This window comes from Paraniabella aurantiaca, from assembly GCF_050309965.1.
Taxonomy (GTDB): Bacteria; Bacteroidota; Bacteroidia; order Chitinophagales; family Chitinophagaceae; genus Niabella.
The window spans coordinates 2,784,863-2,811,336 of record NZ_JBLOSY010000001.1; the positions used below are offsets into that span (position 1 = coordinate 2,784,863).

21 protein-coding genes are annotated in these 26,474 nt (G+C 42.4%); 17 read left to right on the forward strand and 4 right to left on the reverse strand.

Annotated elements, in window-relative coordinates:
- Nucleotides 1-151 precede the first annotated feature (151 nt).
- From ACLOAU_RS12165 to ACLOAU_RS12180, 4 genes are all read left to right on the forward strand, one after another.
- Nucleotides 152-1,000, forward strand: a complete 849-nt coding sequence (locus ACLOAU_RS12165) for an N-acetylglucosamine kinase (RefSeq protein WP_427862143.1) — start codon at nucleotides 152-154, stop codon at nucleotides 998-1,000.
- Between the two features lie 33 nt (nucleotides 1,001-1,033).
- Entirely contained in the window at nucleotides 1,034-1,195 is a 162-nt protein-coding gene (locus tag ACLOAU_RS12170; protein WP_427862144.1) for a hypothetical protein, read from the forward strand.
- Nucleotides 1,158-1,973, forward strand: a complete 816-nt coding sequence (murQ, locus tag ACLOAU_RS12175) for an N-acetylmuramic acid 6-phosphate etherase (protein ID WP_427862145.1) — start codon at nucleotides 1,158-1,160, stop codon at nucleotides 1,971-1,973. Before ACLOAU_RS12170 ends, murQ begins: the two co-directional genes overlap by 38 nt.
- Before the next feature lie 145 nt (nucleotides 1,974-2,118).
- Nucleotides 2,119-3,525, forward strand: a complete 1,407-nt coding sequence (locus tag ACLOAU_RS12180) for a Gfo/Idh/MocA family protein (RefSeq protein WP_427862146.1) — start codon at nucleotides 2,119-2,121, stop codon at nucleotides 3,523-3,525.
- Nucleotides 3,526-3,578: 53 nt separating this feature from the next.
- On the opposite strand, the gene rpsT is transcribed toward ACLOAU_RS12180, so the two are convergent.
- Nucleotides 3,579-3,836 carry a 30S ribosomal protein S20 gene (gene rpsT / locus ACLOAU_RS12185; RefSeq protein ID WP_427862147.1) on the reverse strand — a complete coding sequence of 86 codons (258 nt, stop codon included), beginning with the start codon at nucleotides 3,834-3,836 and terminating at the stop codon, nucleotides 3,579-3,581.
- A gap of 281 nt (nucleotides 3,837-4,117) precedes the next feature.
- On the opposite strand from rpsT, the gene ACLOAU_RS12190 reads away from it, so the two are divergent.
- Nucleotides 4,118-6,874 (forward strand): 2-oxoglutarate dehydrogenase E1 component, encoded by a 2,757-nt coding sequence (locus tag ACLOAU_RS12190; RefSeq protein ID WP_427862148.1) that lies wholly within the window; start codon nucleotides 4,118-4,120, stop codon nucleotides 6,872-6,874.
- A gap of 84 nt (nucleotides 6,875-6,958) precedes the next feature.
- Here ACLOAU_RS12190 and ACLOAU_RS12195 read toward each other — a convergent pair whose 3' ends face one another.
- On the reverse strand, nucleotides 6,959-7,633 hold the full coding sequence (locus ACLOAU_RS12195; protein WP_427862149.1) for a response regulator transcription factor: 675 nt from the start codon (nucleotides 7,631-7,633) through the stop codon (nucleotides 6,959-6,961).
- A gap of 136 nt (nucleotides 7,634-7,769) precedes the next feature.
- On the opposite strand from ACLOAU_RS12195, the gene odhB reads away from it, so the two are divergent.
- From odhB to ACLOAU_RS12225, 6 genes are all read left to right on the forward strand, one after another.
- On the forward strand, nucleotides 7,770-9,329 hold the full coding sequence (gene odhB / locus ACLOAU_RS12200) for a 2-oxoglutarate dehydrogenase complex dihydrolipoyllysine-residue succinyltransferase (RefSeq protein WP_427862150.1): 1,560 nt from the start codon (nucleotides 7,770-7,772) through the stop codon (nucleotides 9,327-9,329).
- A gap of 69 nt (nucleotides 9,330-9,398) precedes the next feature.
- On the forward strand, nucleotides 9,399-10,550 hold the full coding sequence (locus ACLOAU_RS12205) for a methyltransferase domain-containing protein (protein ID WP_427862151.1): 1,152 nt from the start codon (nucleotides 9,399-9,401) through the stop codon (nucleotides 10,548-10,550).
- Between the two features lie 96 nt (nucleotides 10,551-10,646).
- Nucleotides 10,647-13,382, forward strand: coding sequence for a DUF1553 domain-containing protein (locus ACLOAU_RS12210; protein ID WP_427862152.1), 2,736 nt, complete (start codon nucleotides 10,647-10,649; stop codon nucleotides 13,380-13,382).
- A 54-nt stretch (nucleotides 13,383-13,436) separates the two neighbouring features.
- Nucleotides 13,437-14,945, forward strand: coding sequence for a DUF1501 domain-containing protein (locus ACLOAU_RS12215; protein ID WP_427862153.1), 1,509 nt, complete (start codon nucleotides 13,437-13,439; stop codon nucleotides 14,943-14,945).
- Nucleotides 14,946-14,967: 22 nt separating this feature from the next.
- Nucleotides 14,968-15,903 carry a sugar phosphate isomerase/epimerase family protein gene (locus ACLOAU_RS12220; protein ID WP_427862154.1) on the forward strand — a complete coding sequence of 312 codons (936 nt, stop codon included), beginning with the start codon at nucleotides 14,968-14,970 and terminating at the stop codon, nucleotides 15,901-15,903.
- Nucleotides 15,904-15,919: 16 nt separating this feature from the next.
- Complete coding sequence (locus tag ACLOAU_RS12225; protein WP_427862155.1) at nucleotides 15,920-17,338, forward strand: c-type cytochrome domain-containing protein; 1,419 nt, start codon at nucleotides 15,920-15,922, stop codon at nucleotides 17,336-17,338.
- A gap of 5 nt (nucleotides 17,339-17,343) precedes the next feature.
- On the opposite strand, the gene ACLOAU_RS12230 is transcribed toward ACLOAU_RS12225, so the two are convergent.
- A complete protein-coding gene (locus ACLOAU_RS12230; protein ID WP_427862156.1) occupies nucleotides 17,344-17,745 on the reverse strand; it encodes a response regulator in 402 nt (133 codons plus the stop codon).
- On the reverse strand, nucleotides 17,742-20,192 hold the full coding sequence (locus tag ACLOAU_RS12235; RefSeq protein WP_427862157.1) for a PAS domain S-box protein: 2,451 nt from the start codon (nucleotides 20,190-20,192) through the stop codon (nucleotides 17,742-17,744). The genes ACLOAU_RS12230 and ACLOAU_RS12235 overlap by 4 nt, the downstream gene beginning before the upstream one ends.
- Before the next feature lie 147 nt (nucleotides 20,193-20,339).
- Here ACLOAU_RS12235 and prfB point away from each other — a divergent pair.
- From prfB to tssD, 6 genes are all read left to right on the forward strand, one after another.
- A protein-coding gene (gene prfB, locus ACLOAU_RS12240; protein ID WP_427862158.1) for a peptide chain release factor 2 occupies nucleotides 20,340-21,435 on the forward strand; the annotation gives its coding sequence in 2 pieces (ribosomal slippage) (nucleotides 20,340-20,387 and nucleotides 20,389-21,435; 1,095 coding nt in all).
- Between the two features lie 61 nt (nucleotides 21,436-21,496).
- Nucleotides 21,497-23,128: an L-glutamate gamma-semialdehyde dehydrogenase gene (gene pruA, locus ACLOAU_RS12245; protein WP_427862159.1), complete on the forward strand. Its 1,632-nt coding sequence runs from the start codon at nucleotides 21,497-21,499 to the stop codon at nucleotides 23,126-23,128.
- Between the two features lie 94 nt (nucleotides 23,129-23,222).
- Nucleotides 23,223-23,744: a bifunctional pyr operon transcriptional regulator/uracil phosphoribosyltransferase PyrR gene (gene pyrR / locus ACLOAU_RS12250; RefSeq protein WP_427862160.1), complete on the forward strand. Its 522-nt coding sequence runs from the start codon at nucleotides 23,223-23,225 to the stop codon at nucleotides 23,742-23,744.
- A 271-nt stretch (nucleotides 23,745-24,015) separates the two neighbouring features.
- Complete coding sequence (locus ACLOAU_RS12255) at nucleotides 24,016-24,471, forward strand: type VI secretion system contractile sheath small subunit (protein WP_427862161.1); 456 nt, start codon at nucleotides 24,016-24,018, stop codon at nucleotides 24,469-24,471.
- 28 nt (nucleotides 24,472-24,499) lie between these two features.
- A complete protein-coding gene (locus ACLOAU_RS12260; protein WP_427862162.1) occupies nucleotides 24,500-25,891 on the forward strand; it encodes a DUF5458 family protein in 1,392 nt (463 codons plus the stop codon).
- 189 nt (nucleotides 25,892-26,080) lie between these two features.
- Nucleotides 26,081-26,470 (forward strand): type VI secretion system tube protein TssD, encoded by a 390-nt coding sequence (gene tssD, locus ACLOAU_RS12265; RefSeq protein WP_240852634.1) that lies wholly within the window; start codon nucleotides 26,081-26,083, stop codon nucleotides 26,468-26,470.
- Nucleotides 26,471-26,474: the final 4 nt, after the last annotated feature.

Genomic DNA, 26,474 nt, shown 5'->3' on the forward strand with positions numbered 1-26,474 from the left:
TGCAAAATAGATAAAATTGTCTGAACCGTTGTTGAACAGTGCTTGTTTTATAGCCTGGCAGATCCGGATATAGGAATCAGATGGTATAAATCATGGTTCACAGCATATAGATACCTATATTAGCATATTATTTTTATAAACCGTTAAGTTAATGTCGAAATCTATTCTTATTGCTGATGCCGGATCTACCAAGACCGAATGGAGCCTTTTACGAAATGGAAAAGTGAAGTCGGTAGAAACGGCGGGTATAAGCCCTTATTTTTTGGGCGAGCAGCAAATTGTTGAATTATTGCGTAATGAATTAATACCTGCTTTAAGAAAGGCTGAAATAGACAAGGTTTATTTTTATGGAACAGGTTGCCTTAACCCGGCCAATAATAAGCTGGTACGTAATGCTATTAAGAAAACCTTTCCTGCAGCCATTGTTAATGTTACCAATGATGTGGAAGGTGCCGCTATAGGACTTTGTGGCAATAATAAAGGTATTGCCTGTATTTTAGGCACGGGCTCGAGCAGTTGTTTTTATGACGGTAAGAAAATAAAGAAGAATAACCCGGGCCTTGGATATGCCCTCGGTGATGAAGGCAGTGGAGCCTACCTTGGTAAAAAGGTATTACAGTATTACATGTATAATACTTTTGATGAAGACCTGCGGGCCAGGTTTGATGCGGCATATGTAACCAATGCAACTGAAATATTGGAAAACGTGTATAAAAAACCGCTGCCTAACCGCTACCTCGCGTCGTTTGCCCGGTTTCTGGCAGATAATCGCGGGCATTACATGATTGAAAATATCATTGAAGATGGGTTAAACGACTTTTTCTTTACTCATTTGGGCAAATATAACGAGGCATGGAAGTATCCGATCAATTTTGTAGGCGGTATAGCTTTTGGTTTTAAAGATGTTATTAAAGACCTTTGTGCTACCTATAATTTTGAACTGGGCAGGATACTGCAAAAGCCAATGAAAGGATTAATCGAATATCATAAAGAGGCGTAAAGGGCCACGATATAAAAATAAACGGGTATCTGTATGAAACGTCCATATAGCATTTTTCACACACGGGAGGATGTGTATTCGGGGCGTTCCCTGTTTGCCAACAGGCAGGCATCCGACAAGAATAATCGCGGCGAAGCCGCAACTAAAAAATTTACGGATGAATCAAAAAGTAACGGAGCAACCCAGCAGGTATAACGACCTGGAGAAAATGAGCATCAAGGAGTTGCTGGGTTCTATTAATAAAGAAGATCAAACGGTGCCGGTTGCTGTAGAGGCAGCTTTGTCACAAATAGAAGGATTGGTAGATGCGATTGTTGATCGTATGCTTTCGGGAGGCCGCCTGTTTTATATTGGAGCTGGTACCAGCGGGAGATTAGGAATACTGGATGCCAGCGAAATTCCTCCTACCTATGGGATGCCTCCGGGTGTGGTTATAGGTGTTATTGCAGGAGGTAATAAAGCCATCACTACCCCGGTAGAAAATGCAGAAGATGATGAAGAGCAGGGCTGGAATGATTTAAAAGAGCATAGCGTAAGTGAAAAGGATGTAGTAGTGGGAGTGGCGGCCAGTGGCACTACTCCTTATGTAATCGGGGCTTTGAAACATTGCCAGGCTAATAATATTGTTACGGGTAGCATCTCCTGTAACCCCGATGCTGATATCAGCAAGGTAGCCGATCATCCGGTAGAAGTAATTGTAGGACCTGAGTTTGTTACCGGAAGTACCCGTATGAAAAGCGGCACCGCGCAAAAACTGGTTCTCAACATGATCTCCACTACTGTAATGATACAAATGGGTAGGGTAGAGGGTAACCGTATGGTAAATATGCAGTTAACCAATGATAAACTAATTGACCGGGGAACCCGGATGATTATGGACCGTACGGGGATAACCGATTATGAAAAGGCGAAACAGTTGTTGCTGGAAAAGGGAAGCGTTAAATTAGCTATCGACGCAATATCGGCCCTTTGACGCTGAATTGCTATACTTCTATAGCAAACGAATAACCTTAATATGTATCCGGACACAGATTTGCGGATAGGTTTGCACAAACGTTTGCACGGGCATATAGCCTTAATTTAGGTTACATTCACTACTCAACCTAAATTAAAATACAATGAATCACAAACGCAGAAGTTTTATCCGAAATTTCGCTTTGGGAACCGGAGCGCTTGCCATAGAGTTGCCGGCACTTGCCGTTAATAATGAAATGATGCATCGTTCTCACCTTGTCCAGGGAAGAGTGGCCGATTTTAATATGTGCGGATACGCCGCGCCTGAATTAGATAAAGTACGGGTAGCCTTTATTGGCGTAGGTAACAGGGGCAGCGGAGCTGTAAACCGTATGTGCCACATCAAAGAAGTAGAAATTGCAGCTATTTGCGATCATCGGCCTGAACGTGTTTCCCGTGCACAAAAAACATTGGAAAATGCCGGCCTTCCAAAAGCAAAAGAGTATGGTGGTGAAGAGGGTTGGAAGGACCTTTGCCAAAGTAAGGATATTGACCTGGTTTATATCTGTACGCCCTGGTCGATGCATACGCCAATGGCTGTGTATGCTATGAAGCATGGAAAGCATGCAGCGGTGGAAGTGCCTGCGGCCGTTACTTTGGATGAATGCTGGCAACTGGTAGAAACATCAGAAAAAACAAAGAAGCATTGCATGATGTTGGAGAATTGTTGTTATGATTTCTTTGAGATCATGACATTGAATATGGCACAGCAGGGAGTTTTGGGGGAGTTAGTACATGCAGAAGGAGCATATATTCATGACTTACTGAATAGCAACTTTGGTAAAAACAGCTATGATAAAATGTGGAGACTAGAGGAAAATGCTAAACGCAACGGAAACCTGTATCCTACACATGGCCTAGGCCCTATAGCGCAATGCCTTAATATTAACAGGGGTGATAAAATGGATCACCTGGTATCGATGAGCACCAACGATTTTCAAATGCATGATACGGCAATTGCCAGGGCAAATGAAGATGCTTTTTACAATAAGTATACCACTAAAAAGTTCAGAGGCAATATGAACACCTCTGTTATACGAACGAATAAAGGCAAAACAATTATGTTGCAACATGATGTAACATCTCCAAGGCCTTACTCTCGTATTCATATACTCAGCGGCACAAAAGGATATGCTCAAAAATACCCCGAGCCTGGGAAAATATCATTTGGGCACGATTGGATAAAGGAGGAGGAAATGAGTAATCTGAAGGAGAAATATACACCCCCGATTGTAAAACATATTGGAGAGCTGGCAAAAAAAGTAGGAGGCCACGGGGGCATGGACTTTATGATGGACTGGAGACTGATTGACTGCTTGCGAAATGGCCTGCCACTTGACCAGGATGTATATGATGCTGCTTTATGGAGCGCTGCCGGCATAGTAAGTGAGCACTCTGTAGCTAATAACTCAAGAACGATTGATATTCCTGATTTTACCAGGGGCAACTGGAAAACAAACAAACCGGTTAGCTTATCATTAGCCGGAGGCGCTACTACTACAACACGATAAACAAAAAAGGGAAGGCGAAAGCCTTCCTTTAAAAAATATATTGAATTGACTAATTAAGCCGCTTTAGCTGCATTCAACCTTTTAGCCAGCTTGCTTTTTAAGTTAGCTGCTTTATTACGGTGAATAACGCCACGTTTGGCTAATTTATCAATCATGCTTTCAACAGAAGAGAATTTAGATGTTGCTTCAGTAGTTTCCGCTGCTTTCAAATCCCTGATAGCATTACGTGTAGTTTTGCCATAGTATCTGTTTCTTTCGCGGCGTTTAGCTGCCTGACGTGCATCTTTTTTTGTAGCTTTATGATTGGCCATCTATTTCTAATTTTTGGACGGCAAAGGTAAGAAGTTTTATGGATACTTCCATAACTTTTTTTAATTTTTACTTTCCGGGTCCCACTACCGATTTCAGGGATGCCACATTAATACGAAAAACAGGTTCAATAATAGGCATCTTTTAACGCTTTCTATGCATCTTTATTGTGACCGATAGAAATTAAATCTTAATTTTGCGGAAATATAGTTAAAGCGTCTTTTAACACTCTCGGATACTTTAAGATTAAACATATTATTTATATATTAACGATTCATTTATAATGAAAGACTTTTCTTATATCACGAACTCATCACCGGCATTTATTGAAAATATGTATCATGAGTTTGTTGCTAATCCTGAAAATGTAGACACTGAATTTCGCAAATTTTTTGAGGGTTTTGATTTTGCGGTAGGTAATGGATTGGCTGGAAAAAATGGGGCCGCTGTTTCAGAAAATGGCGCTGCTACTAAATCCGCAGGAAAAAATGACTGGAGAAAAGAGATTGCTGTTTACCGGCTTATTCTGGGCTACCGTAACAAGGGGCACCTGCTGGCTAATACCAATCCTATCAAAAAACGTAAGGACCGTGGCGCTAATGTAGAATTGTCATTTTATGGTTTAAGCGAGGCAGATCTGGACACAGAGTATGAAGTAGGTAATTTAATCGGATTAGGTACTACTACATTGAGAAACATTTTTACGCATCTGCAAAACTGGTATGCCAGCCATGTTGGTGTTGAGTTTAAATATATCAGCGATCAGAAGAAAGTAGACTGGATCACCAATGAAATAGAAAAAAACTTCTCCAAACCTTTTCCCTTGGAGAAGAAGAAAAGAATCCTCGAAAAACTGAACCAGGGGGTTATGTTTGAAAAGTTCCTGCATACCAAATATGTGGGACAGAAAAGGTTTTCTTTAGAAGGTGGCGAAACGACTATTGCAGCGCTTGATGCAATCATTAATATATCAGCCGAACTGGATGTGAAAGAAGCCGTGATTGGTATGGCGCACAGGGGTAGGTTAAATGTGTTGGCGAATATTTTAGGTAAAACCTATGAGCAGATATTTAGTGAGTTTGAGGGCACCGGCGAAATTAACCAGACCATGGGTAGCGGTGATGTGAAATACCACCTGGGTTATGGTAGTGAAATAGAAACTACCGGCGGCAATAAAATTTATCTGAAGTTGATGCCTAACCCTTCTCACCTGGAGGCAGTAGACCCGGTGGTGTTGGGATTTGCCAGAAGTAGCGCCAACAACATACACGACGAGCAATATGATAAAGTGTTGCCTATTTTAATACATGGTGATGCGGCTGTTGCCGGCCAGGGTGTTGTGTACGAGTTGTTACAGATGTCTAAACTACCTGGCTACCAGGTGGGCGGAACGATACATTTTATTATTAATAACCAGATTGGTTTTACGACCGATTTCTCGGATGCCCGCAGTGCAGATTATTGTACTTCGCTGGCTGCAATGACGCAAAGCCCGGTGTTTCATGTAAACGGAGATGACCCCGAAGCTGTTGTGAAGTGTGCGGAAATAGCTACACGTTATAGAAGCACTTTCCATGATGATGTATTTATAGACATGGTGTGCTATCGTAAGCATGGGCATAATGAGGGCGATGACCCTAAATTTACCCAACCTGCCATGTATGCTTTAATTGATAAGCATCCTAATCCACGTGAAGTATACGTAAAATATTTACTGGACAATGGTGAAGAAGATGCAAAAGATCTGGCAAAAGAAATGGAAACCAAATTCTGGGCAGATCTGCAGGATCGGTTGGACGATGTAAAACAAAGACCTTTACCCTATACTTACCAGGCTCCCGAACTTTTGTGGAAGCAGTTAAGAAAAGCTACGGAAGATGATTTCGATAAGAGTCCTGTAACCGGCATTACTGAAGAAAAGTTCAACCAGGTATTTAATGCTATTATGACCATTCCTGAAGGTTTTACTCCTTTAAAAAAGGTAGATAAGCTGCTGAAGGATAAGGTGAAGCTTTTTAATGAAGAAGGAAAACTGGATTGGGCCACGGCGGAGTTGCTGGCTTTCGGGTCGGTAATGGTTGATGGTGCCGATGTGAGAATGAGCGGACAGGATGTAGGACGCGGTACCTTTAGCTCCCGTCACTGTGTATTGAGAGATGAAGTGAGTGATAAGCCATATAACAGGTTAGCAGGTATTCCGGGCGCCGAGGGCAAGATCAGGATGTTTAATTCCCTGTTAAGCGAGAATGCAGTTTTAGGATTTGAATATGGATATGCCCTTTCTTCTCCCAATGCCCTGGTTTTATGGGAAGCCCAGTTTGGAGACTTTGTAAATGGTGCGCAAACAATTATTGACCAGTTTATAACCGGTGCAGAGCAGAAATGGAACCGTATGAACGGCTTAGTGATGTTGTTGCCACATGGTTATGAGGGACAGGGGCCTGAGCATAGCAGCGCCCGTATGGAACGCTTTTTAATTGCCTGTGCCGAATTGAATATTGTAGTGACTAATATTACTACGGCGGCAAACTACTTCCATGCATTAAGAAGACAGCTGGCCTGGCCTTTCAGGAAGCCATTGATCAATTTTGCGCCTAAAGCTAATTTACGTCATCCGGGTACCTATTCAACTCAGAAAGAGTTCTTAAGTGGTTCGTTCCAGGAGCTGATTGATGATGGCTATGTGAAGGCAGATGAGGTGAAGAAAGTACTTTTCTGCAGTGGTAAGGTTTATTATGATCTGCTGGAAAGGCAGCAAAAAGAAGGCCGTAAAGATGTAGCAGTGGTAAGATTGGAGCAAATCTATCCTTTGCCCGGTAAACAACTGGCTGCTTTATATAATAAGTACAAAAATGCCGTATGGTATTGGGTGCAGGAAGAGCCTTTGAATATGGGGGCCGCTTCGTTCCTGCAAATGAACCTGAAGCATATTAACTATGGTATCATTGGCCGGAAAGCCAGTGCGTCCACTGCGTCAGGGTTTATGAAAGTGCATAAAGCAGAGCAGGAAGAAATTGTAAATACAGCGTTTACTATCTAGAGGTTAGCAAATAAGAACTGGTTTGAAAATATCGGGCGGAATAGACATTCCGCCCTCTTATATTCAAAACTAAACATGAGATTTTTATATTAATTTTTGGTTTAATGCTTTGACTACAGCTTCCGCAACAGAGTTTACCTGTAGTTTTTCGTATATCTTTTTGATATGTGTATTGACCGTGTGAATGCTTAACCCGCAGGCTGATGCCACCATTTTGTGGCTGAATCCTTTTACCAGGTAGCCCAACACTTCTTTTTCTCTTGGTGTGAGAGAGATTTCCTGGTTGTTTTCATAAAACACATTTTTCTGAAAAGCTGTCAATACCTTTTTAGCTATCGATGCCGTCATGGCTGCATCCCCATTATATACATCCTCCACAGCCTGTAATAACTGGGCCGGTGTCGATTTCTTTAAAATATACCCGGAAGCGCCTGCACAAATAGACGCAAATATTTTATCGTCATCTTCAAAAACAGTTTGCATTAATACCTGAACTTTAGGAAAGTTCATCCTGATCAGCTTCACGCCTTCAATACCATTTACATTCGGCATGTCAATATCCATCAGCACCACATCTGGTGCCGTTTTCCTGACATCAGCAATTACATTGCTACAATCAAAAAAAGTTCCCGCGCAGGTCATCCTGGGCGAGGAGTTGATTAGCATGCATAAACTGTCCCTGCGATAGGCATTATCGTCAAAAACAGTTACTTTAATAGGGAGGGTACTCATCTTACAATCAAAGATAATTGAAGCCATACTAGCAATTCATCACTAATTCTGGGGATGTTTTTTTAATGTAAGCTATTTTTAAAATATCACAACCTATTTAAAACCGTTTTTTTGTCATTTTTACGTAATTTGCCAACCTATTCTTTAAAAATCATTTGTATTTATGGCTGTTGATATTAAGGTGCCTACGGTGGGCGAGTCGATAAGTGAAGTAACGCTTTTAAAATGGGTCAAAAAAACAGGCGACTACGTTGACAGAGACGAAGTAATAGCCGAGCTGGAAAGTGAAAAAGCCACTTTTGAAGTGAACGCTGAAAAAGCGGGCGTATTGACAACGACGGTTGCTGAGGGCGACTCTATTAATATCGGAGATGTAATAGCCAGCATTGATGATGCGGCCGCAAAACCAGAAGGAGGCAATGCTCCGGCGGCAAATGAGTCCAAAGAAGCGGCTCCTGAAAAAGCAGCCGAGCCGGAACAGGCAGCAGAACCAATAAAAACAACCGGAAAAGAAGTACCTGTTAAAATACCAACCGTAGGTGAATCTATCAGCGAGGTAACGCTTTTAAAATGGGTTAAAAAATCAGGTGACTATGTAGAAAGAGATGAGGTAGTTGCTGAGCTGGAAAGCGAGAAAGCTACGTTTGAAGTAAATGCTGAGCTGGCAGGAATTTTAGAATCTTCAGTTGCAGAAGGTGATACACTTAAGATTGGCGATACCATTGCTGTTATCAAAGAAACAACCGGCAAGCCGGTTAAAGCTGCATCCGAAAAGCCGGCTCCTAAGGCGGAAGAAAAGAAGGTAGAAGCACAGAAACCTACGGCAACGGCTGACGTGAAAGCAACACCAGTGGCTTCGGCAATTATAGCAGATAAAAAAGTAGATCCTAAAACAGTGAAGCCTTCCGGCTTTTCTGGTAAGATAATAAAAGACGACGTTCTGGCTGCTTTGGCAAGTCCGGGTAAGCAAGCCTTCGACGGAGGCGAGCTTTTCACACGCAACCAGCGTGCAGAGAAGATGACCAACCTGCGTAAAACCATCAGCCGCAGATTAGTAGAAGCAAAAAATACCACAGCTATGCTGACCACTTTTAACGAAGTGGATATGCAGCCGATCATGGATATTCGTGCTAAGTATAAAGACAAGTTTAAAGAAGCGCATGGTGTTGGATTAGGCTTTATGAGCTTTTTTGCCAAAGCCTGTGCCATTGCTTTGTCTGAGTGGCCTACGGTTAATGCTTATATTGATGGAGACCAGATCTTGTTTCACGATTATGCAGATATCAGCATAGCAGTAAGCACGCCGAGAGGTTTAACAGTGCCGGTAATACGCAATGTAGAGAGCCTGGGTATGGCCGATATAGAGAAAGAAGTGATTAACCTGGCTAATAAAGCAAAAAACAGCAAGTTGACAGCGGAAGATCTTACCGGTGGAACGTTTACCATCACAAATGGTGGTGTATTCGGTTCGATGCTAAGTACGCCGATTATCAATATCCCTCAAAGCGCCATACTGGGTATGCACAATATCATTCAGCGCCCGGTGGCCATCAACGGGCAGGTAGTGATACGCCCGATGATGTATGTGGCATTAAGCTATGACCACCGCATTATTGACGGGCGTGAATCAGTAAGCTTCCTGGTAAGAGTGAAGGAGTTGCTGGAAAATCCTGCATTATTGCTGGTTCAGAAAGATCCTGTAAAAGCCTTATTGGAATTATAATAAAATCAAAAGTATAATCAGAAGTAATAGGTTCGTGTTCAATGCACGAACCATTTTTTTAATAGTAATATGAGCAATACTGAAATACAGGATCCGGTATTCAGGCGGTTCTATTCGCACTTAAACAGTGCTGCAACTATTTTGCAATCTTACGATGGCCGCATCCCTTTTGCTCATTTTATAAAGAGTTATTTTTCTCAACATAAGAAATTTGGCAGCAAGGATCGCAGACAGATATCCGGGCTTTGTTACTGTTATTTTCGATCAGGAAAGTCCTATCCCCAGCTAACAACCGAACAAAAACTGGTGAAAGGTTATAGCCTCTCCAAAACCGACTGGCCCCAAGAATGGAATGCTTTTTTTGACAGCTTTCATTTACCAATGGAACCTCCTGATCATATCTTTCCATTGACCCATCAATTAAGTGCAGGTATTGATCCTGATGCATTTATAGGTTCTCATCTTGTACAGCCTGATTTGTTTCTGCGTATACGGTCTGGGTATAAAGACTCAGTTATCGACAAGCTCCAGGCTGCAGATATTCCTTTTGTTTTGACGGGCGACAGCTTGCGGTTAAACAACAGTGTTCGTGTTGAAGATGCGGTGCGATTGAACCAGGAAGTGGTTGTACAGGATCTCAGTTCACAAAGAGCAGGAGCGCTGCTGTTGCTATATAAAACAATATATAAGAATGGGCCGCCTCCGGCTGTATGGGACTGTTGTGCTGCCAGTGGCGGAAAGTCAATACTGGCCAATGATGTATTAGGGCAAATAGAACTCACTGTATCGGATATAAGACCTTCGATTATTGCCAACTTAAAAAGGAGGTTCCAGGAAGCGGGACTTAAAAACTATCGTGCGCTGGTTGCAGATGCAACCCATGCTAACCCGGCTAAACAATTTGATTTGATTATTGCCGATGTACCCTGTAGCGGCAGCGGAACCTGGGCACGCACCCCGGAGCAGCTCCTTTATTTTGACCCGGCAAGTATCGACACTTTTGTTCAGCTTCAGTCTGCTATTACGATCAACGCTACCCGATATCTGAAGCCCGGGGGATACCTGCTTTATATAACCTGTTCAGTATTCGAAAAAGAAAATGAAGGACAGATAAACCGGCTTCAAAAGGAAGGATTAGACCTGGTTGAGCAACTGGTTTTAAAGGGGTATGAACAAAAAGCGGATACCATGTTTGCCGCGCTGATGAAAGCGTCGTCGTAGCAAACCTTCCGAAACTGGTTAAAAAACTGTAACTTTTGAACAATTCTGAACAACGATTGCAGAGAAGAGTTCATAAATTTGAAGAACGATTGCGGTATGATTCTATCAAATTACAGGGTATTACTGGTTGCTTCTTTATTGGCTGTTACAGCCGGGGCATGGTATTTTTTTTCATCAGAAAAGAAGGTGGATTTTAATGCTGATGTAAAACCCATTCTCAATAAAAAGTGTATCAGTTGTCACGGCGGGGTGAAACAAAGTGGTGGCTTTAGCGTGCTTTTCAGGGAAGAAGCATTGGCCAAAACAGAGAGCGGTAAGCCTGCAATAGTACCTGGCAAACCAGAGGAAAGTGAATTCATTCGCCGCCTGACCGTAAATGATCCGGAAGAGCGAATGCCATATAAACATGACGCGCTTCCCGATGCAGAAATAAAGATCCTGAAAAACTGGGTGAAGCAGGGGGCCGAATGGGGTAAGCACTGGGCCTACATTCCTGTACAAAAAGAAGCTGTTCCTGATGGTAACGATGATTGGAGTAAAAATGATATAGATCGCTTTATTTACGATAAACTGGATGCAGCAGGCTTGTCGCCGGCTGCGGAAGCCGATAAGCCTACTTTATTGAGACGCGTTAGCCTGGATCTCACCGGGATACCTGCTTCTGAACCGTTATCTAAAAAGTTTTTAAATGATCCTTCTGATAAGGCTTATGAAAATTTGGTCGATGCCTTGCTGGCCTCACCGGCTTACGGAGAAAGATGGACTTCTCTTTGGCTCGACCTGGCGCGTTATGCCGATACAAAGGGATATGAAAAAGATGCGCATCGCTCTATATGGCGATACCGCGACTGGCTGATAGAGTCTTTTAATAGTGATAAGCCTTACGATGCCTTTTTGATCGAACAAATAGCCGGAGATCTTTTACCCAATCCTACTGATGCGCAATACATCGCTACTGCCTTTCAGCGCAATACCCTGGCAAATGATGAAGGAGGTACCGATAATGAAGAGTATCGTACCGCTGCAGTGTTGGACCGCGTAAACACAACATGGGAGGCTTTAATGGGAACTACTTTTGCCTGTGTGCAATGCCACAGCCATCCTTACGATCCTTTTAAGCACGAGGATTATTACCGGTTTATGGCTTTCTTTAATAACACCCGGGATGAAGACACATTCGAAGATTTTCCCTTGCTGCGTGAATATAAGAATGGCGATAGCCTGAAGTTTGAAAAGTTAAAAGCATGGCTGTCAGCTAATGTAAAAGAAAATGAAAAAGAGCATATCATACGATTTTTAAAAACGGGCCAACCTGTTATCAATTCGGTAACAACAGATGCTTTCACAAACAGTGCGTTAGCCGATACTAAATGGCTCTCGCTTCGCAATAATGGTAGCAGCCGTCTTAAAAAAGTGGACCTGACCAACAAGACGGAGCTGATGTTTCGTTACGCTACTGGTGTGCAGGGAGGTTTGTGGCAGCTGCACACAGATTCTTTAAAAGGTCCGGTTATCGCAAGCGTGGTGTTAAAACCCACCCAGGGGTGGCAGGTGGCAACTGTTGACATCAAGGCACCGGGAGGTGTGCATGATATCTGGCTTACTTATCACAACCCTGCTTTAAAAACACCGGAAGAAAACGGTGCCACATTCAGCTGGTTTTATTTAAAGCAAACGTTCCCGGGCAAAGATTTACCAGGCTATGATAGTGCCTATAAATTTTATAACGAGTTGATCGTATCTGCTGATTATACGGCTACGCCCATACTTGTAGAAAATCCTTCTGACATGTTCCGCACCACTAATATTTTCGATAGGGGAAGCTGGCTTTCGAAGGGCGATGTCGTACAGGCAGGCGTGCCTGCGGTTCTAAATGCCATGCCGGCCAAAGCTCCCAAGAACAGGCTGGGACTGGCTATGTGGTTGACGGATAAAAATAACCCGCTTACTGCAAGAACCATGGTAAACCGTTTGTGGGAGCAGCTGTTCGGAACTGGCATTGCAGAGACATTAGAAGATATGGGTACACAGGGGGTAGCTCCTACGCATAAAGAATTGCTGGATTATTTAGCATGGCGCTTTATGAACGACAACAAATGGAGCGTGAAACAACTGCTGAAAGAAATAGTGATGTCGGCCACCTATCGCCAGCGTTCGGAAGTGCAGGATGAATTGCTGGAAAAAGATCCTTCCAATAAATTTTATGCGAGAGGTCCAAGAGTGAGGCTCTCTGCCGAACAAATACGGGATCAGGCGCTGGCTGTGAGTGCAGTGTTAAGTACTAAAATGTTTGGAAAAAGTGTGATGCCTTACCAGCCGCCCGGCATCTGGAAATCGCCTTATAATGGTGCAGACTGGAAACAGAGCGAAGGCGAAGATCAATACCGGAGAGCGGTATATACCTACTGGAAACGTACGGCACCCTACCCGTCAATGATAGGGTTTGATGCGGCTATGCGGGATGTGTGTTTACCCCGGCGTATACGCACTAATACACCTTTACAGGCATTAAGCACTTTAAACGATTCTGCTTATTTAGATATGGCCAGGCATTTTGCTAAAAGAATGGCGAGTGTTGGTGGGGGAGACGCCAGAAAGCAGATTGAAAAAGGATATGAATGTATGATGTATAAACCCATTCAACCCGCGAAGCTGGATATCCTGATAGGTTTGTACAACAAGTCTTTAAAAACTTTTAACGCGGATGCCAATGAAACGGCGAACCTGGTTGGAGACAGCATAAAGGGAACGGCTGCCAAACCTGAAATGGCCGCGATGATTGTAGTGGCTAACGCCATGTTAAACCTCGATGAATGGCTGACGAAAAGTTAATTGAATTGAGTATAAAAAGTAATAACTAATACTTCATTAAATTATTGCCCGCTGATGACCAAAGATGAATTACATAATGACCGGCTTAAAAAAGAAGCAGCTCATGTACAAATGCAAATGCATACCCGGCGGCACTTTTTAAAAGAAAGTGCATTTGGTTTAGGCGCACTGGCTTTTGGTTCCTTATTGGGCGGCTGCGGCAGAGAAAAGTCCGCATCCTCCAATCAACTTTTTGATCCGGTTAACCCGTTGGCGGCCAAGCCACCGATGTTCCCGGGTAAGGCAAGATCCGTTATATATATTCATATGGCCGGTGCGCCATCTCAACTGGAGTTGTTTAGTTATAAGCCGGAGCTGGCTAAACTCGATGGTTTGGACTGCCCCCCATCTTTGCTGGAGGGGAAAAAGTTTGCCTTTATCAGGGGTGTGCCAAAGATGCTCGGGCCCCAGGCAAAATTCAGGCAGCATGGGCAAAGTGGCTTATGGTTGTCTGATAACCTGCCACATCTCTCTAATGTGATAGATGATATTGCTTTTATCAATACCGTAACCACAGACCAGTTCAATCATGCACCGGCCCAGTTATTAATGAATACCGGCTCGGCAAGAGGCGGGCGGCCCAGTATTGGCTCCTGGATTACATACGGACTAGGTACAGAAAATAAAAATCTTCCAGGATTCGTAGTGCTTACCTCAGGTGGCAATAATCCCGATGGCGGAAAAAGCCTGTGGGGCAGTGGCTTTTTGCCTAGTGTGTACCAGGGCGTGCAATGCCGCAGTGAGGGTGACCCGGTATTGTTTATTGCAGATCCTGCGGGAATGAACCGCGATATACGTAAAGCTTCTATTGAAGCAATTAATGAAGTAAACCGGGAAGAGTATAAGGCTTATAATGATCCGGAAATATTGAGCCGCATTGCTCAATACGAAATGGCATATAAGATGCAGATATCGGTTCCCGAAGTAATGAATATTAATGATGAACCGCAATATATTCACGATATGTACGGCACCAGGCCCGGCGAAGCCTGTTTTGCCAACAATGTATTACTGGCCCGTAAGCTGGTAGAAAAGGGCGTAAGGTTTGTGCAGTTGTTTGACTGGGGTTGGGATGCACACGGAGATTCCGCAGGTAATGCCGTTGATATAGGTTTGGTTAATAAGTGCAGGCAGGTTGATAAACCGGTGACCGCATTATTACTGGATTTAAAGCAAAGAGGGTTATTGGATGAAACATTGGTAGTATGGGGCGCAGAATTCGGTCGTACACCCATGCAGGAAAACAGGGATGGGAAAACTATGGCCTTTAAAGGACGAGATCATCATGGTGACGCTTTTACCGTATGGATGGCGGGTGGTGGAGTAAAAGGCGGAACCAGCTATGGTGAAACAGATGAGATAGGTTATAGTATTGTAGAAGGTAAAACAGAAGCCTTCGATATACAGGCCACTATATTAAACCAGCTGGGATTTAATCATGAACAATTTACCTATGAATTCCAAGGAAGACCCTTCCGGCTTACCGATGTCGGGGGCAAAGTAATACATGATATTCTCGCCTAATAACAGACGAAACGAAAAATTAATGAAACAAAACAGGAGACGTTTTATCAGGACTTCAGCCGCTGGCTCGGCTGCGTTATTATTAGCATCTATAGACAGTATCGCCATGTTCAATAAACCACAACGTAAGCCATCAAATGGATTTAGGATGCAAATAATGGCAACCAATTGGGGGATCGAAGGCTCCATGGATGCGTTTTGCAATAGGGCCAAGCAGGCAGGCTATGACGGTATAGAGCTTTGGTGGACGGATGATAAGAAAAAGCAGGATGAAATATTTGATGCGTTAAAGAAGTATGATCTTGAAATAGGTTTTTTATGCGGCGGCTGGCAAACGAACCCGGCAGAACACCTGGCAGCCTTTAAAAAGATGATCGATGATGCCACCGGCCAGTCCCGTCAAAAACCACTTTATATCAATAATCATTCGGGGAAGGATTTTTTCAGTTTTGATGATAACGCAAAGTTTATAGAATACACTTTGGACCTGGCTAAACAAACCGGTATGAAAATATGCCATGAAACGCACCGGGGGCGTATGTTGTACGCAGCACCTGTCGCCAGAACTTTTATGAATCAATATCCTGATTTAAAACTGACATTGGATATTTCTCATTGGTGCTGTGTGCATGAAAGCCTGCTGGCCGATCAACAGGAAACGGTGAACCAGGCACTGGATCGGGTGGAACATATACATGCACGCATAGGGCATCAGCAGGGGCCGCAGGTAAATGATCCCCAGGCACCCGAATGGGAAAATGCTGTAAAAGCACATTTCGCATGGTGGGATAAAGTAGTGGAGCGGAAGCGGAAAGAGGGTGGAAACATCACTTTTTTGACGGAATTTGGTCCGCCCGATTACATGCCAACCATGCCTTTCACCAGGAAACCCCTGGCTGATTTGTGGCAGGTTAATGTGGGTATGATGCAATTATTAAAAAAGCGTTACGCTTCATAATTAACAGCCACAGTAAATGTTTAAACTTTCTGTGCTTCTAAATAGCATAACAGACTTGGGAGGACGCATGCATCCTGTTATAGTGCATTTGCCCATAGGTGTGCTGCTATTGGTTTGCCTGTATTATATTTTTGCAAAGGCCGAAAAAAGACAATCACAGCATAGCTTCATCAGCATAGCCTTATTGGGTGGAATGCTTACGGCCATTGCTGCATGTGTTTCAGGCCTGTTGCTGGCGAACAGTGGAGACTATGATAAAGACATTGTTGCACCGCATCAATGGATGGGAATCGTAACAGCAATTGTAGCAATTGTAAGCTATGTCATACATCGCTTGCAACTAAAGTTTTTAAAAGCTGTAATGATACTGCTGGTAATATGCGTTACGGTTGCCGGACATTTAGGCGGCTCCATTACTCACGGTGCTGATTACCTGGTAGCACCCCTGCAAAATACAAATGCGACAACCGAGTTTAAAGCCATTGCTAACGTACAGGAGGCTGTAGTGTACAACGATATTATAAAACCCATTCTTTCAGCTAAATGCTACAGTTGCCATAGCAGTAGTAAGCAAAAAGGAAAGTTGAGACTTGACGAGCCGGCTTATATATTAAAAGGTGGTAAAGGAGGCATTGCTGTTGACTGGAATCATGCTGAAAAAAGCATATTGATAGAACGGCTGTTATTGCCGCAAAGCGATGAAGATCATATGCCACCCAAAGAAAAGCCACAGCTTAACCGGCAGGAAATAGATCTGCTGCATTGGTGGGTAAATAGCGGTGCCGGTTTTGATAAAAAAGTAAGTCAGTCCAATGTATCGGATAAGATCAAACCGATACTTACAGCCTTGCAAAATGGAGGTACCAGAGACAAAGAAGAGCCGGGCTCTTTGCCTGAAAAAGAAATTGCTGCGGCCAATAATAAGACGCTCCTGGCGCTTCGGGAGAAGGGCGTAGTCGTTATACCTGTAGCATCCAACAGCAATTACCTCTCCGCCAATTTTGTGGGTGCCGGCCCTGTAACAACTGAAGAGCTGAAATTATTAGAAGAATTAAAGGATCAGTTAGTATGGTTAAAGGTGGGACATGAAGGACTCAAAGATGAGAACCTTAAAACAATAGGTCTGCTGCGTAACTTAAGACGACTTCATTTAGAAGGTAACCCTGTAACAGATGCCGGCTTACGGTTTTTGGCTACACTTCAGCAACTGCAATACCTTAATTTGTCAGGAACGCGTGTATCTGCTAATGGACCAGCGCAACTGGCGGGTTTAAAGATGTTAGAACGACTTTACTTATACAATGTAACAGGCGCCGGGTTTGATCTGGTAGCTTTAAAAAAACAATTACCCCAAACAGTAATTGATACGGGTGGCTATAAAGTTCCTATTCTGGAAAGCGATACTACAGTTTATGAAGGCGTTGTTGAGAAATAAAAGGCTTAAGGTATTCCGGCAATACTCTTGATAATATCAACGGTAAGTGGCTTGGTGATATAAGCCTTAATTTGAGGGTAGGAAGCTGTTTTGTTTTTATCTTCCTGGGCAATAGAAGAACTAACTGTATAAACGCTGATATCCCGGGTATTTTCAGCAGGTAGCTTTACAAATTCTTCCATAAAGCCCCATCCGTTCATGATCGGCATCTCTATATCCAGCAGGATAATATCAGGCAGAGGCGATGTCTGCCCTTCGATCGTTGTTCTTAAAAGTTCAATAGCCTCAAGTCCGTTCTCTGCAAATGTTACTTCAAAAAAATCACCACTTCTTTCAAAAAGTTTTCTCGCTATTAATTTAAAAACGGGGTCATCATCTACAACCAGTACATTCTTTCGCGTTGTCATTTAAAATAAATTTTAAAAGTGGTTCCTACATTTACTATACTGTCCACTGTAATTCGTCCTCCCATGGCCTCAATCTGTCGTTTGGTTATATACAGACCTACCCCCTTGGCATCAGGGTTATGCGTAAAAGTTTTAAAGAGGCCAAATAATTTATGACCGTTCTTCTCCAGATCTATACCTATACCATTGTCATTTACGGTAAGAATTTTTTCATAATTCTCTTGGTTGTAAGTAATACTCACAACTGGACAAACATTTGGCTTAGAATATTTAAGGCTATTCGAAATCAAATTTAACAAAATACTTTCTATATAGGCCCTATTGTGAAATATTGTTGTGTCTTTGGGAATATTGTTAAGTATAACTCCTTCTTTTTGACGGATTTTGTCGCTCAATACGTGAACTGTTTTATCTACTGCCTCCCGTAGTTTAACCTGTTGTTGCGACACATCAATATCTGCATTAATAGTTACCACATCATTAAGGGCATCAATACTACTGCCTAAAATTTTTACTACTTTGTGCAGGTAAATTACCAGTTCTTTTTTTTCTTCGATGTTCTGAGATGACAGTATCAGGTCAGTTAAAGACTGTATATTGCTGGCATGAGATCTTAAATTGTGAGATACTATATAAGAGAAATCAAGAAGCCTCTTGTTTTGATGGTCCAGTTTCTCCAGAGACTTACGCAGCTCTTCTTTAGAATTCTTCAGGTCTGTAATATCAACAGTTGTTAATATGATCTGGTCATAGTTCTCTTCATGTCCCGGGATCACCTGCCATGATAAAATGCAGGTTCTCATTTTCCCTTCAGAGTCATAGAATAAACTTTCCGATTTGAATTGGTGCTTACCGGTGCAAATTGCTGCCAGTATTTTTTTTGAAGTATTAAGATTACTGTCTTGCACCAATGTTTTAGGAAAATGTGCAAACAACTCCTCCTTGCTGTTGAATTTGTATTGCCTGAAGCATTCGTCGTTGATCGATTTTATTTTAACCAGTTCGGTGTAAGAAGCCAGGGCATTGGGTTGTCTGGTGAAATACTCAATGATCTCTTCCTCGCTTTTTTCCATCATCCCGTTTTTTCTCAGTAGGGCAACTACTTCAGAAAAATCTTCCTCCCACAATGCTACAGGAGATTCATCAAACAGGTATCTATATTTCTTTTCAGAATGTTTTAGCTTACGTTCTGCAGCCAGCTTTTCGGTAATGTCTTCGGCAATCACTACATATTTGCGGTTCTGACCTGCGGGGGCCGGCAATGCAAACAACTTATAGTGTGTCCATATTTCATCGCCTTGTTTGGTCACATGTTTATAGTCGCCCGACAACGGGCCTGCGTTTTCGTCGTTTATTTCATTAATCTTTGCCAGCATATCAGAGAAAATTTCCTCTGTACCTGCAACAGGCTCATTGCCTTCGGGAAAGATGCCTGCTTCCAAACCGAAAATTCGTCTGAAGGTCTCGTTGGTGTTCGAAAACTTCCGTGTTTCCTGATTAATCAGGGCGAAACCAATAGGGGCATTATCAAAAATAGCTTTGAACTCTTTCTGTGCTTCAGCAATTTGTCGGTCTTTTTGGAAAACCAGCGTCTGAAGTTTGAAGGTTTTGTCCAGCGTTCTTTTCAGCGAGAACCCAACTATTACGGATCCTAATAATGACAGAACGGAAGGCAACCAGAAGAGGCTAAACGAAGACTGCTGTGCAGTTATATAGAATTTCCAGTTGATAGGCGACATTTGTTCTTCTAATGTCGTAGGGCCGTCAGCAGGTTTATTCCCAAGAAAAAAGCACTCTTTACCGTTGATGTAACTCAGGTAAGATAAGCTGTACCCATATTTGCTGCTATCCGAGTTTTTTACATTGCTGGTTTTTAAAAGATCTTCCAGGGAGATCAAAGCGCTGGCAAATCCCCAGAATTTATCGCCGATAACAACCGGCAGGCGTGCAGCTATAGATTCCCTTTTCGAAAAATTGGTAAATGGACCAGCGATCACTATCTTTTTAGACTTAAAGGCAGCCAGAGCGCCTGCAGCTTCCTCTTTACTGCCGGCATACAGTATGCTTTTGCCCAATGCTGAATGATTGGTAGCCGGGTAAGTATATTTAATGGTGCCTCCGGGAATTAAAGAAATGCTGGTTAACCTGCTATTGTTGGCCAGCACCTCTTTAGCTGCTGTGTCGAAATTGTGAACATTGCCCTTGTCATCAATAATGCGTGTGATGGCTGCCAGTCCGCTGTACATGTCGCTGAAGAAATCGTTAAACATAAAATTAACCCTTTTCATTTCGGTAGCCAGCTCAAATCTTGCCTGGGTTATTTTAATGTTACGACGTTGCTCAATAATCAATAAAGCTATAATAAAGACGACAATAGCTGCTAATATGCTAATTAGTAATGGAGGATTTTTCAGAATGTTTTGATTACTGGTCGACTGTTCTCTCATGAACCACAATTAAAGCATTTTTAAAATGCCATCAACACACAAATTTACATATTATAAATAAATAATATGGTTTTTAGGGCATGATTAATGAGCGCAAATATAACGTCATTCAAGCAATGTATTTGGATTCACTCTATATTTGCAGCTATGACACAGGAAAAATTACAGGATATGCGGTCCCGCGTTCTCGGGATAAGGAGGTTTCTTTGACGTCGGGAACCGTACGCAAAAAATTCAACAAGACAAACAATTATCGTTAAGTCCCGGTTTTTGGGATGATAACAAACGTGCTACCGAAATTCTAAAGACTTTAAAAGTAAACGAATATTGGGTAAATCTTTTTAACCATGCTGAAACAGCAGTGGAAGATTTTGCCATACTTTTTGATTTCTGGAAAGAAGGGGATGCTACAGAAGCCGAGACACAGGAAGCCTACGACCAGGCCCTGAAAACATTAGACGAGGCCGAATTCAAGAGCACATTGAACGAGCCGGAAGACGAATTGCCTGCGGTACTACAGATCAACTCCGGAGCCGGTGGTACCGAAAGCCAGGACTGGGCTGAGATGGTAGCCCGTATGTATCGCATGTATGGCGAAAAGCAGGGGTGGAAAGTTACTGAGCTCGATTGGCAATGGGGCGATGGTGCAGGTATTAAAACCGCTACCCTCCAGTTTGAGGGTGCTTTTGCCTATGGCTTCTTAAAAGCCGAAAGCGGCGTTCACCGGCTGGTGCGTATTTCTCCTTTCGACAGCAATGCACGCAGGCATACTTCGTTTGTATCGGTATTCGTGTATCCGTTGATCGACGATACTATTGAGATCGAGATTAAAGATAGTGAAGTGAAAATGGAAACAGCCCGAAGTGGTGGCGCAGGTGGCCAGAACGTGAATAAGGTAGAAACCAAAGTATTTCTAACACACATACCTACAGGCATTGTAGTGGTTTGCCAAACCGAGCGCACCCAAATGGGTAACCGCGAAAAAGCCATGCAAATGCTTAAAAGCCGCTTATATGAAGAAGAGCTGCGCAAGCGTGAGGAGTTAAAGAATGCTACCAATGCCAGCAAGAAAAAGATTGAGTGGGGAAGCCAGATCCGTAGCTATGTATTCCATCCTTACAAGATGATTAAAGACCATCGTACCGATTATGAAGTAGGAAACGTGCAGCCCGTTATGGATGGTGAGTTGGATGGCTTCATCAAAGCTTACCTGATGGCTGATAAAGAAGGAGAGGCATCATAAAATGCACTTTGCAAGATAGCATACCATTATTTTCAATAGTTTTATACTAATAAATTTTATCATGAGTATAGGAACCTTTTCATACCCTTTACCGGTTAATGAGCCGGTGTTAAATTATGCACCTGGCAGCAAAGAAAGAGAGCAGTTAAAGAATACACTGGCAACGCTTAAAGCAGAAACCCTTGATATTCCTATGTATATAGGAGGAGAAGAAGTGTATACTAAAAATAAAGTATCCATACATCCTCCCCATGAAAAAAAATATACCCTGGGACAGTTTTCAATGGGTGATAAAAAGCATGTACAGCAGGCCATTGATGCAGCATTGGCTGCCAAAGAAAAATGGGCTGCCTTAAGCTGGGAAAGCCGCGCCGGTATTTTTCTGAAAGCAGCTGACCTGATTGCTACCAAATACCGCTTTCACATGAATGGTACTACCATGCTGGGTCAAAGTAAAAATGCTTATCAGGCCGAGATTGACAGCGCCTGCGAGATTATCGATTTTCTACGTTTTAACGTACACTTTCTGAGTGAGATTTATAAACAGCAGCCTATTAGCAGCCCGGGTATGCACAACCGTTTGGAGTATCGCCCGCTGGAAGGTTTTGTACTGGCTGTAACGCCCTTCAACTTTACAGCTATTGGCGGTAATTTACCAACATCGGCAGCAATGTGTGGTAACGTAGTGGTATGGAAGCCTGCTAATACACAGGTATACTCTGCTCAGATGTTCATGCGGATTTTAAAAGAAGCCGGTTTACCTGATGGTGTTATTAATCTGATTTATGTGGACGGACCCGAATTGGGAGAAGTGTGTTTCAGTCATCGTGATTTTGCAGGAGTACATTTTACCGGTTCTACAGGTGTATTTAACACCATGTGGGAAACCATTGGTAAAAACATCGGCAGATACAAAAGCTATCCGCGCATTGTAGGGGAAACCGGTGGAAAGGATTTTGTAATAGCGCATAAGAGTGCCGATCCGGCGGTGGTAGCTACAGCTCTTTTACGAGGCGCATTTGAGTTCCAGGGACAAAAATGCTCGGCGGCTTCACGAGCCTATATCCCTTTTAATATCGCTAAAGAAGTAAAAAAGAAATTGGTCGAAGGTATCAATTCCTTTAAAATGGGTAGCGTGGAAGACTTCGGCAATTTCATTAATGCGGTGATCGACGAGCGTAGCTTTGACAAGATCAAAAATTACATCGATAAAGCAAAGAAGGATAAAGAAGCATCCATACTTGCCGGAGGTAATTATGATAAGAAAGAAGGATACTTCATACAGCCTACCGTAATTGAAACTACTAACCCGCAATACCTCACCATGTGCGAGGAGATCTTTGGCCCTGTACTGACTTTATATGTTTATCCTGCCAACGCATTTGAAAAAACGCTGGACCTGGTAAATAATACCTCCCCTTATGCGCTTACCGGCGCTATCATTGCAACCGATCGTGGTGCGGTAGAACTGGCAACCAGGAAGTTGGAAAATGCGGCAGGCAATTTTTACATCAATGATAAACCAACGGGCGCCGTTGTAGGACAACAACCATTCGGCGGTGGACGGGCTTCCGGTACCAACGATAAAGCCGGTTTTATTTTAAATTTATACCGCTGGTTAAGTGCCCGTACTATTAAAGAAACATTTAATCCTCCAACGGACTATAAATATCCGTTTTTAGCAGCGGATTAGTTGAGATATTTTTAATGTTTGAAAGTCGGAAAGAAAAAGTTTTTTAAAAGCTTAAACTTTCCGACTTTCGGTTTTTAGCACTAAAGACAATAGCGTGAAATCTATTTTAAATAAAGAACATATAGCGATTACTATAAAAAGACTGGCACAGCAGGTTATTGAAAATCATACAGATCTTTCCAGAGTGGTAATGATTGGCCTTCAACCAAGAGGTGTTTATTTGTCTGACAGGATGCACCGGCAGGTAAAGCAACTGGTTGGAAAAACAACCATTGAATATGGTAAGCTGGATATCACTTTTTACCGGGACGATGTTCGCAACACCCTGCATAAGGCCAATGCTACAGACATACCTTTTAGCATTGAAAATAAAACGGTAATACTTATAGATGATGTATTATATACGGGTAGAACCATACGTGCGGCCCTGGATGCATTGCTCGACTTTGGTCGCCCGGCAAAAGTGGAACTCTGTGTATTGATCGATCGCCGCTTTAGCCGGGAGGTGCCTATCCAGGCTGATTATATTGGTAGTGCGATAGATAGCTTTGAAAATCAAAAGGTATTGGTTAGATGGGAGGAAAATAGTGATGCAGACCAGGTTTATATAGAATGATAAAAAAAATCTGAAAAAAGACATTATAGGCATGAGTTTTGTTGGCCTAAGAAGGAAATGAGTTAATAGCCTTGTTTCTTTCTTAGGCTATTTTATTTATTATCAAATTTTTCGACCTTGGGCATCACTATATTTAGCTATTATGAGAAAAAAATAAAGGGTTTACTTTTACAAAGTTCCTTTTTAAATAATTGTTCCCCATCCATTGCGGAACCTTTGAAAGCGGACATGACAAATACATTCGTTATTACAATCTATTAAAAAAATAACTATGCCACTGGAACCTTATGGAATAGGCGGTACCGAAGTAAAGAACGATGCGTTCGAGGCTTTTGCCGATATACCGCAGAATCGTGTATTATTAGCCGAAAAATTAACCGACCTGCCTCCTGTGAGGCCAGAGATTGTGCATGGGCTGACTGATCTTGGTGCTGTGTTTAATCATTTTAATCCTTCTGTCGATATGGAGTTTGAAACAGAAGAAGGCGCCAGCAGAAGAGAAGAATTGAGCTTTAAAGGGCTCGAAGACTTCGGTCCCAAAGGCATTACCCGCCAAAGCCAGTATCTGAGCGAGTTGGATATGAAGCGTACGCAATACCAGAAAATTGTAAAGCAACTTAAAACCAATAAGTTATTAAAGCAGGCGCTATCTGATACCAACACTAAAGAGAACCTGGTTGCTGCACTAAAAGTACTGATACAGGAACTGGATGGTAAGTCTAAATAATACAATCATATAAACCTATAGTCATCATATGTCAACAGCTCAAAATCAACTTTCCCCGGAAGACCAAAATCTGCAAAAGGAATATAAGCAACCTTCATCAGTTGAGTTAGGTAGCCTGGATTCTCATCTTCAACCGCTTGCAAAGCTGGGTGGATATGATCTGCTGGAATCTGCTATCGATAATGTACAAAATTTAAATCCAGAGCGAAAGGCGAGGAAGAAAATATTCCTGGAAGAAGCCAGTAAGAAGAAAGAGCGGGACGAACTGAAAAAGATGTTGAGCTGGTGGGTAGATATATTAGAGTCTACAGATGATCTGGGGCAAATGGTTGACAATTGCAACCAATTGGCTGAAACGGCTGACCGCACATTAAAGTCGAATGTGAGAAAGGCATTGGAGCGTACCGCAGATCTGGAGCGTTCTTACCGCTCTGTAGCATTGTTCTTTAAGAACACTGAAAGCCAGAAAGTAAAGAACGTATCGTTTATGAATGCTGAACCCGATCAATTGAAAGACCTGGATAACACGAGGTTTATTGATCATGTACAGGCAGAACTGGTTAATAATTACGACAGGTTAGATCTGAGGAACAACTATGGTATTTTGATTTTACCGGGTTACCTGGGCTCTAATAAAGTGGTAGAGAAATGGGCTAAAATTGCTTATGATAATAAGGTGATGTTAGTGACCGATTTTGAAAATCTCGATACACCCGATGACGTAATGGAGCTATTTGAGGCTGCTAATTTAACAGGGGGCGATCCTTATCGATCCAATGTAGTAATGGCTTGTAACTGGCTGGTAGGCCGTGGTAAAGAAGATGAAGTGGGGGAAGATGATCACCTGTTTATTCCGCCTTCTTCATCACTGGGAGGTAAGATCTATTACACACTGATGTCGCAGGTTACTGCCGGTAAGAAACATGGTAGTATGAACGAAGTAGACGGTGTTAAGTTTGATCTGAAGAAAAGTGAAATAGCGGGTCTTGAAAAGTTGGGTCTGGTGCCCATGGCTAAGGAATATGGCAAGGTAATGGCCTTCTCGGCAAAGACTTTATTTAACGGAGATAATATTGGTTTACAGACTTATTCTGTAGTACGTGTATTTGACTATGTGGCCAAGGTAATGATGGACTTCCTGAACAGGCGCGCTTTTGAAAATTTTAATGCCAATACAAGAAAAGAATTGAACGGGCAAATTGTTCGTTTCTTAGATAGTATAACAGGCCCGAGTAAGCTGATTGAAAACTTCACGATCAAAAGATTTGAACAGGATCCGCTTCAGAAAGACAGGATATTCCTCGATATTCACCTGAAACCTTATTTCCCTGCAAAAACATTTTTGATCAAATTGGATGGTCAGAAAGGGGACGATGCAGATGGCGTAGAGTGGATGTCAAGCTACGAACAGGATAAATAAGTAATTAATATTTTATTAATAGTTCTCCTGCAATAATTCAAACACCCCAAGCGTTTAATCCTATACTTAATCTATGACGAATTATTTGAAAGCTAGATGTATACTGTGTTACATAGATAAGTATTAATAACCACGTATTTTTTATTTATAGTTTTTATACTTATTTTTTAACATCAAAAATGTACAATTATGTCATTTAAAGCACAGATTGATGTGGCAGGGGCTAAGAACAATATCCTGGATCTTAGCTATGCCCTCAAGCAGGAAACAGATGCCACGGGCCGACCGTCTTCGATTACCCGCGGCGGCCAGATTACCCTTACCGTTGAATCAACCGGTGACACCAAATTCTTCGAGTGGATGTGTAATAACTTCGAAAGAAAAGATGGTAAGATCACCTTTACAAAAAGAGATTCAGACGCAACGATGAAGGAGCTTTCTTTTAAAGAAGGTTACCTGGTTTCTTATCGCGAAAACTTTAACGCAACCGGCGAAAATCCTATCACTGAAACGTTTACGATCAGTGCAAAGGAAATCAGCATGGGCAACGCTTCGCATCTAAACCAGTGGGCAGTTTAGCATT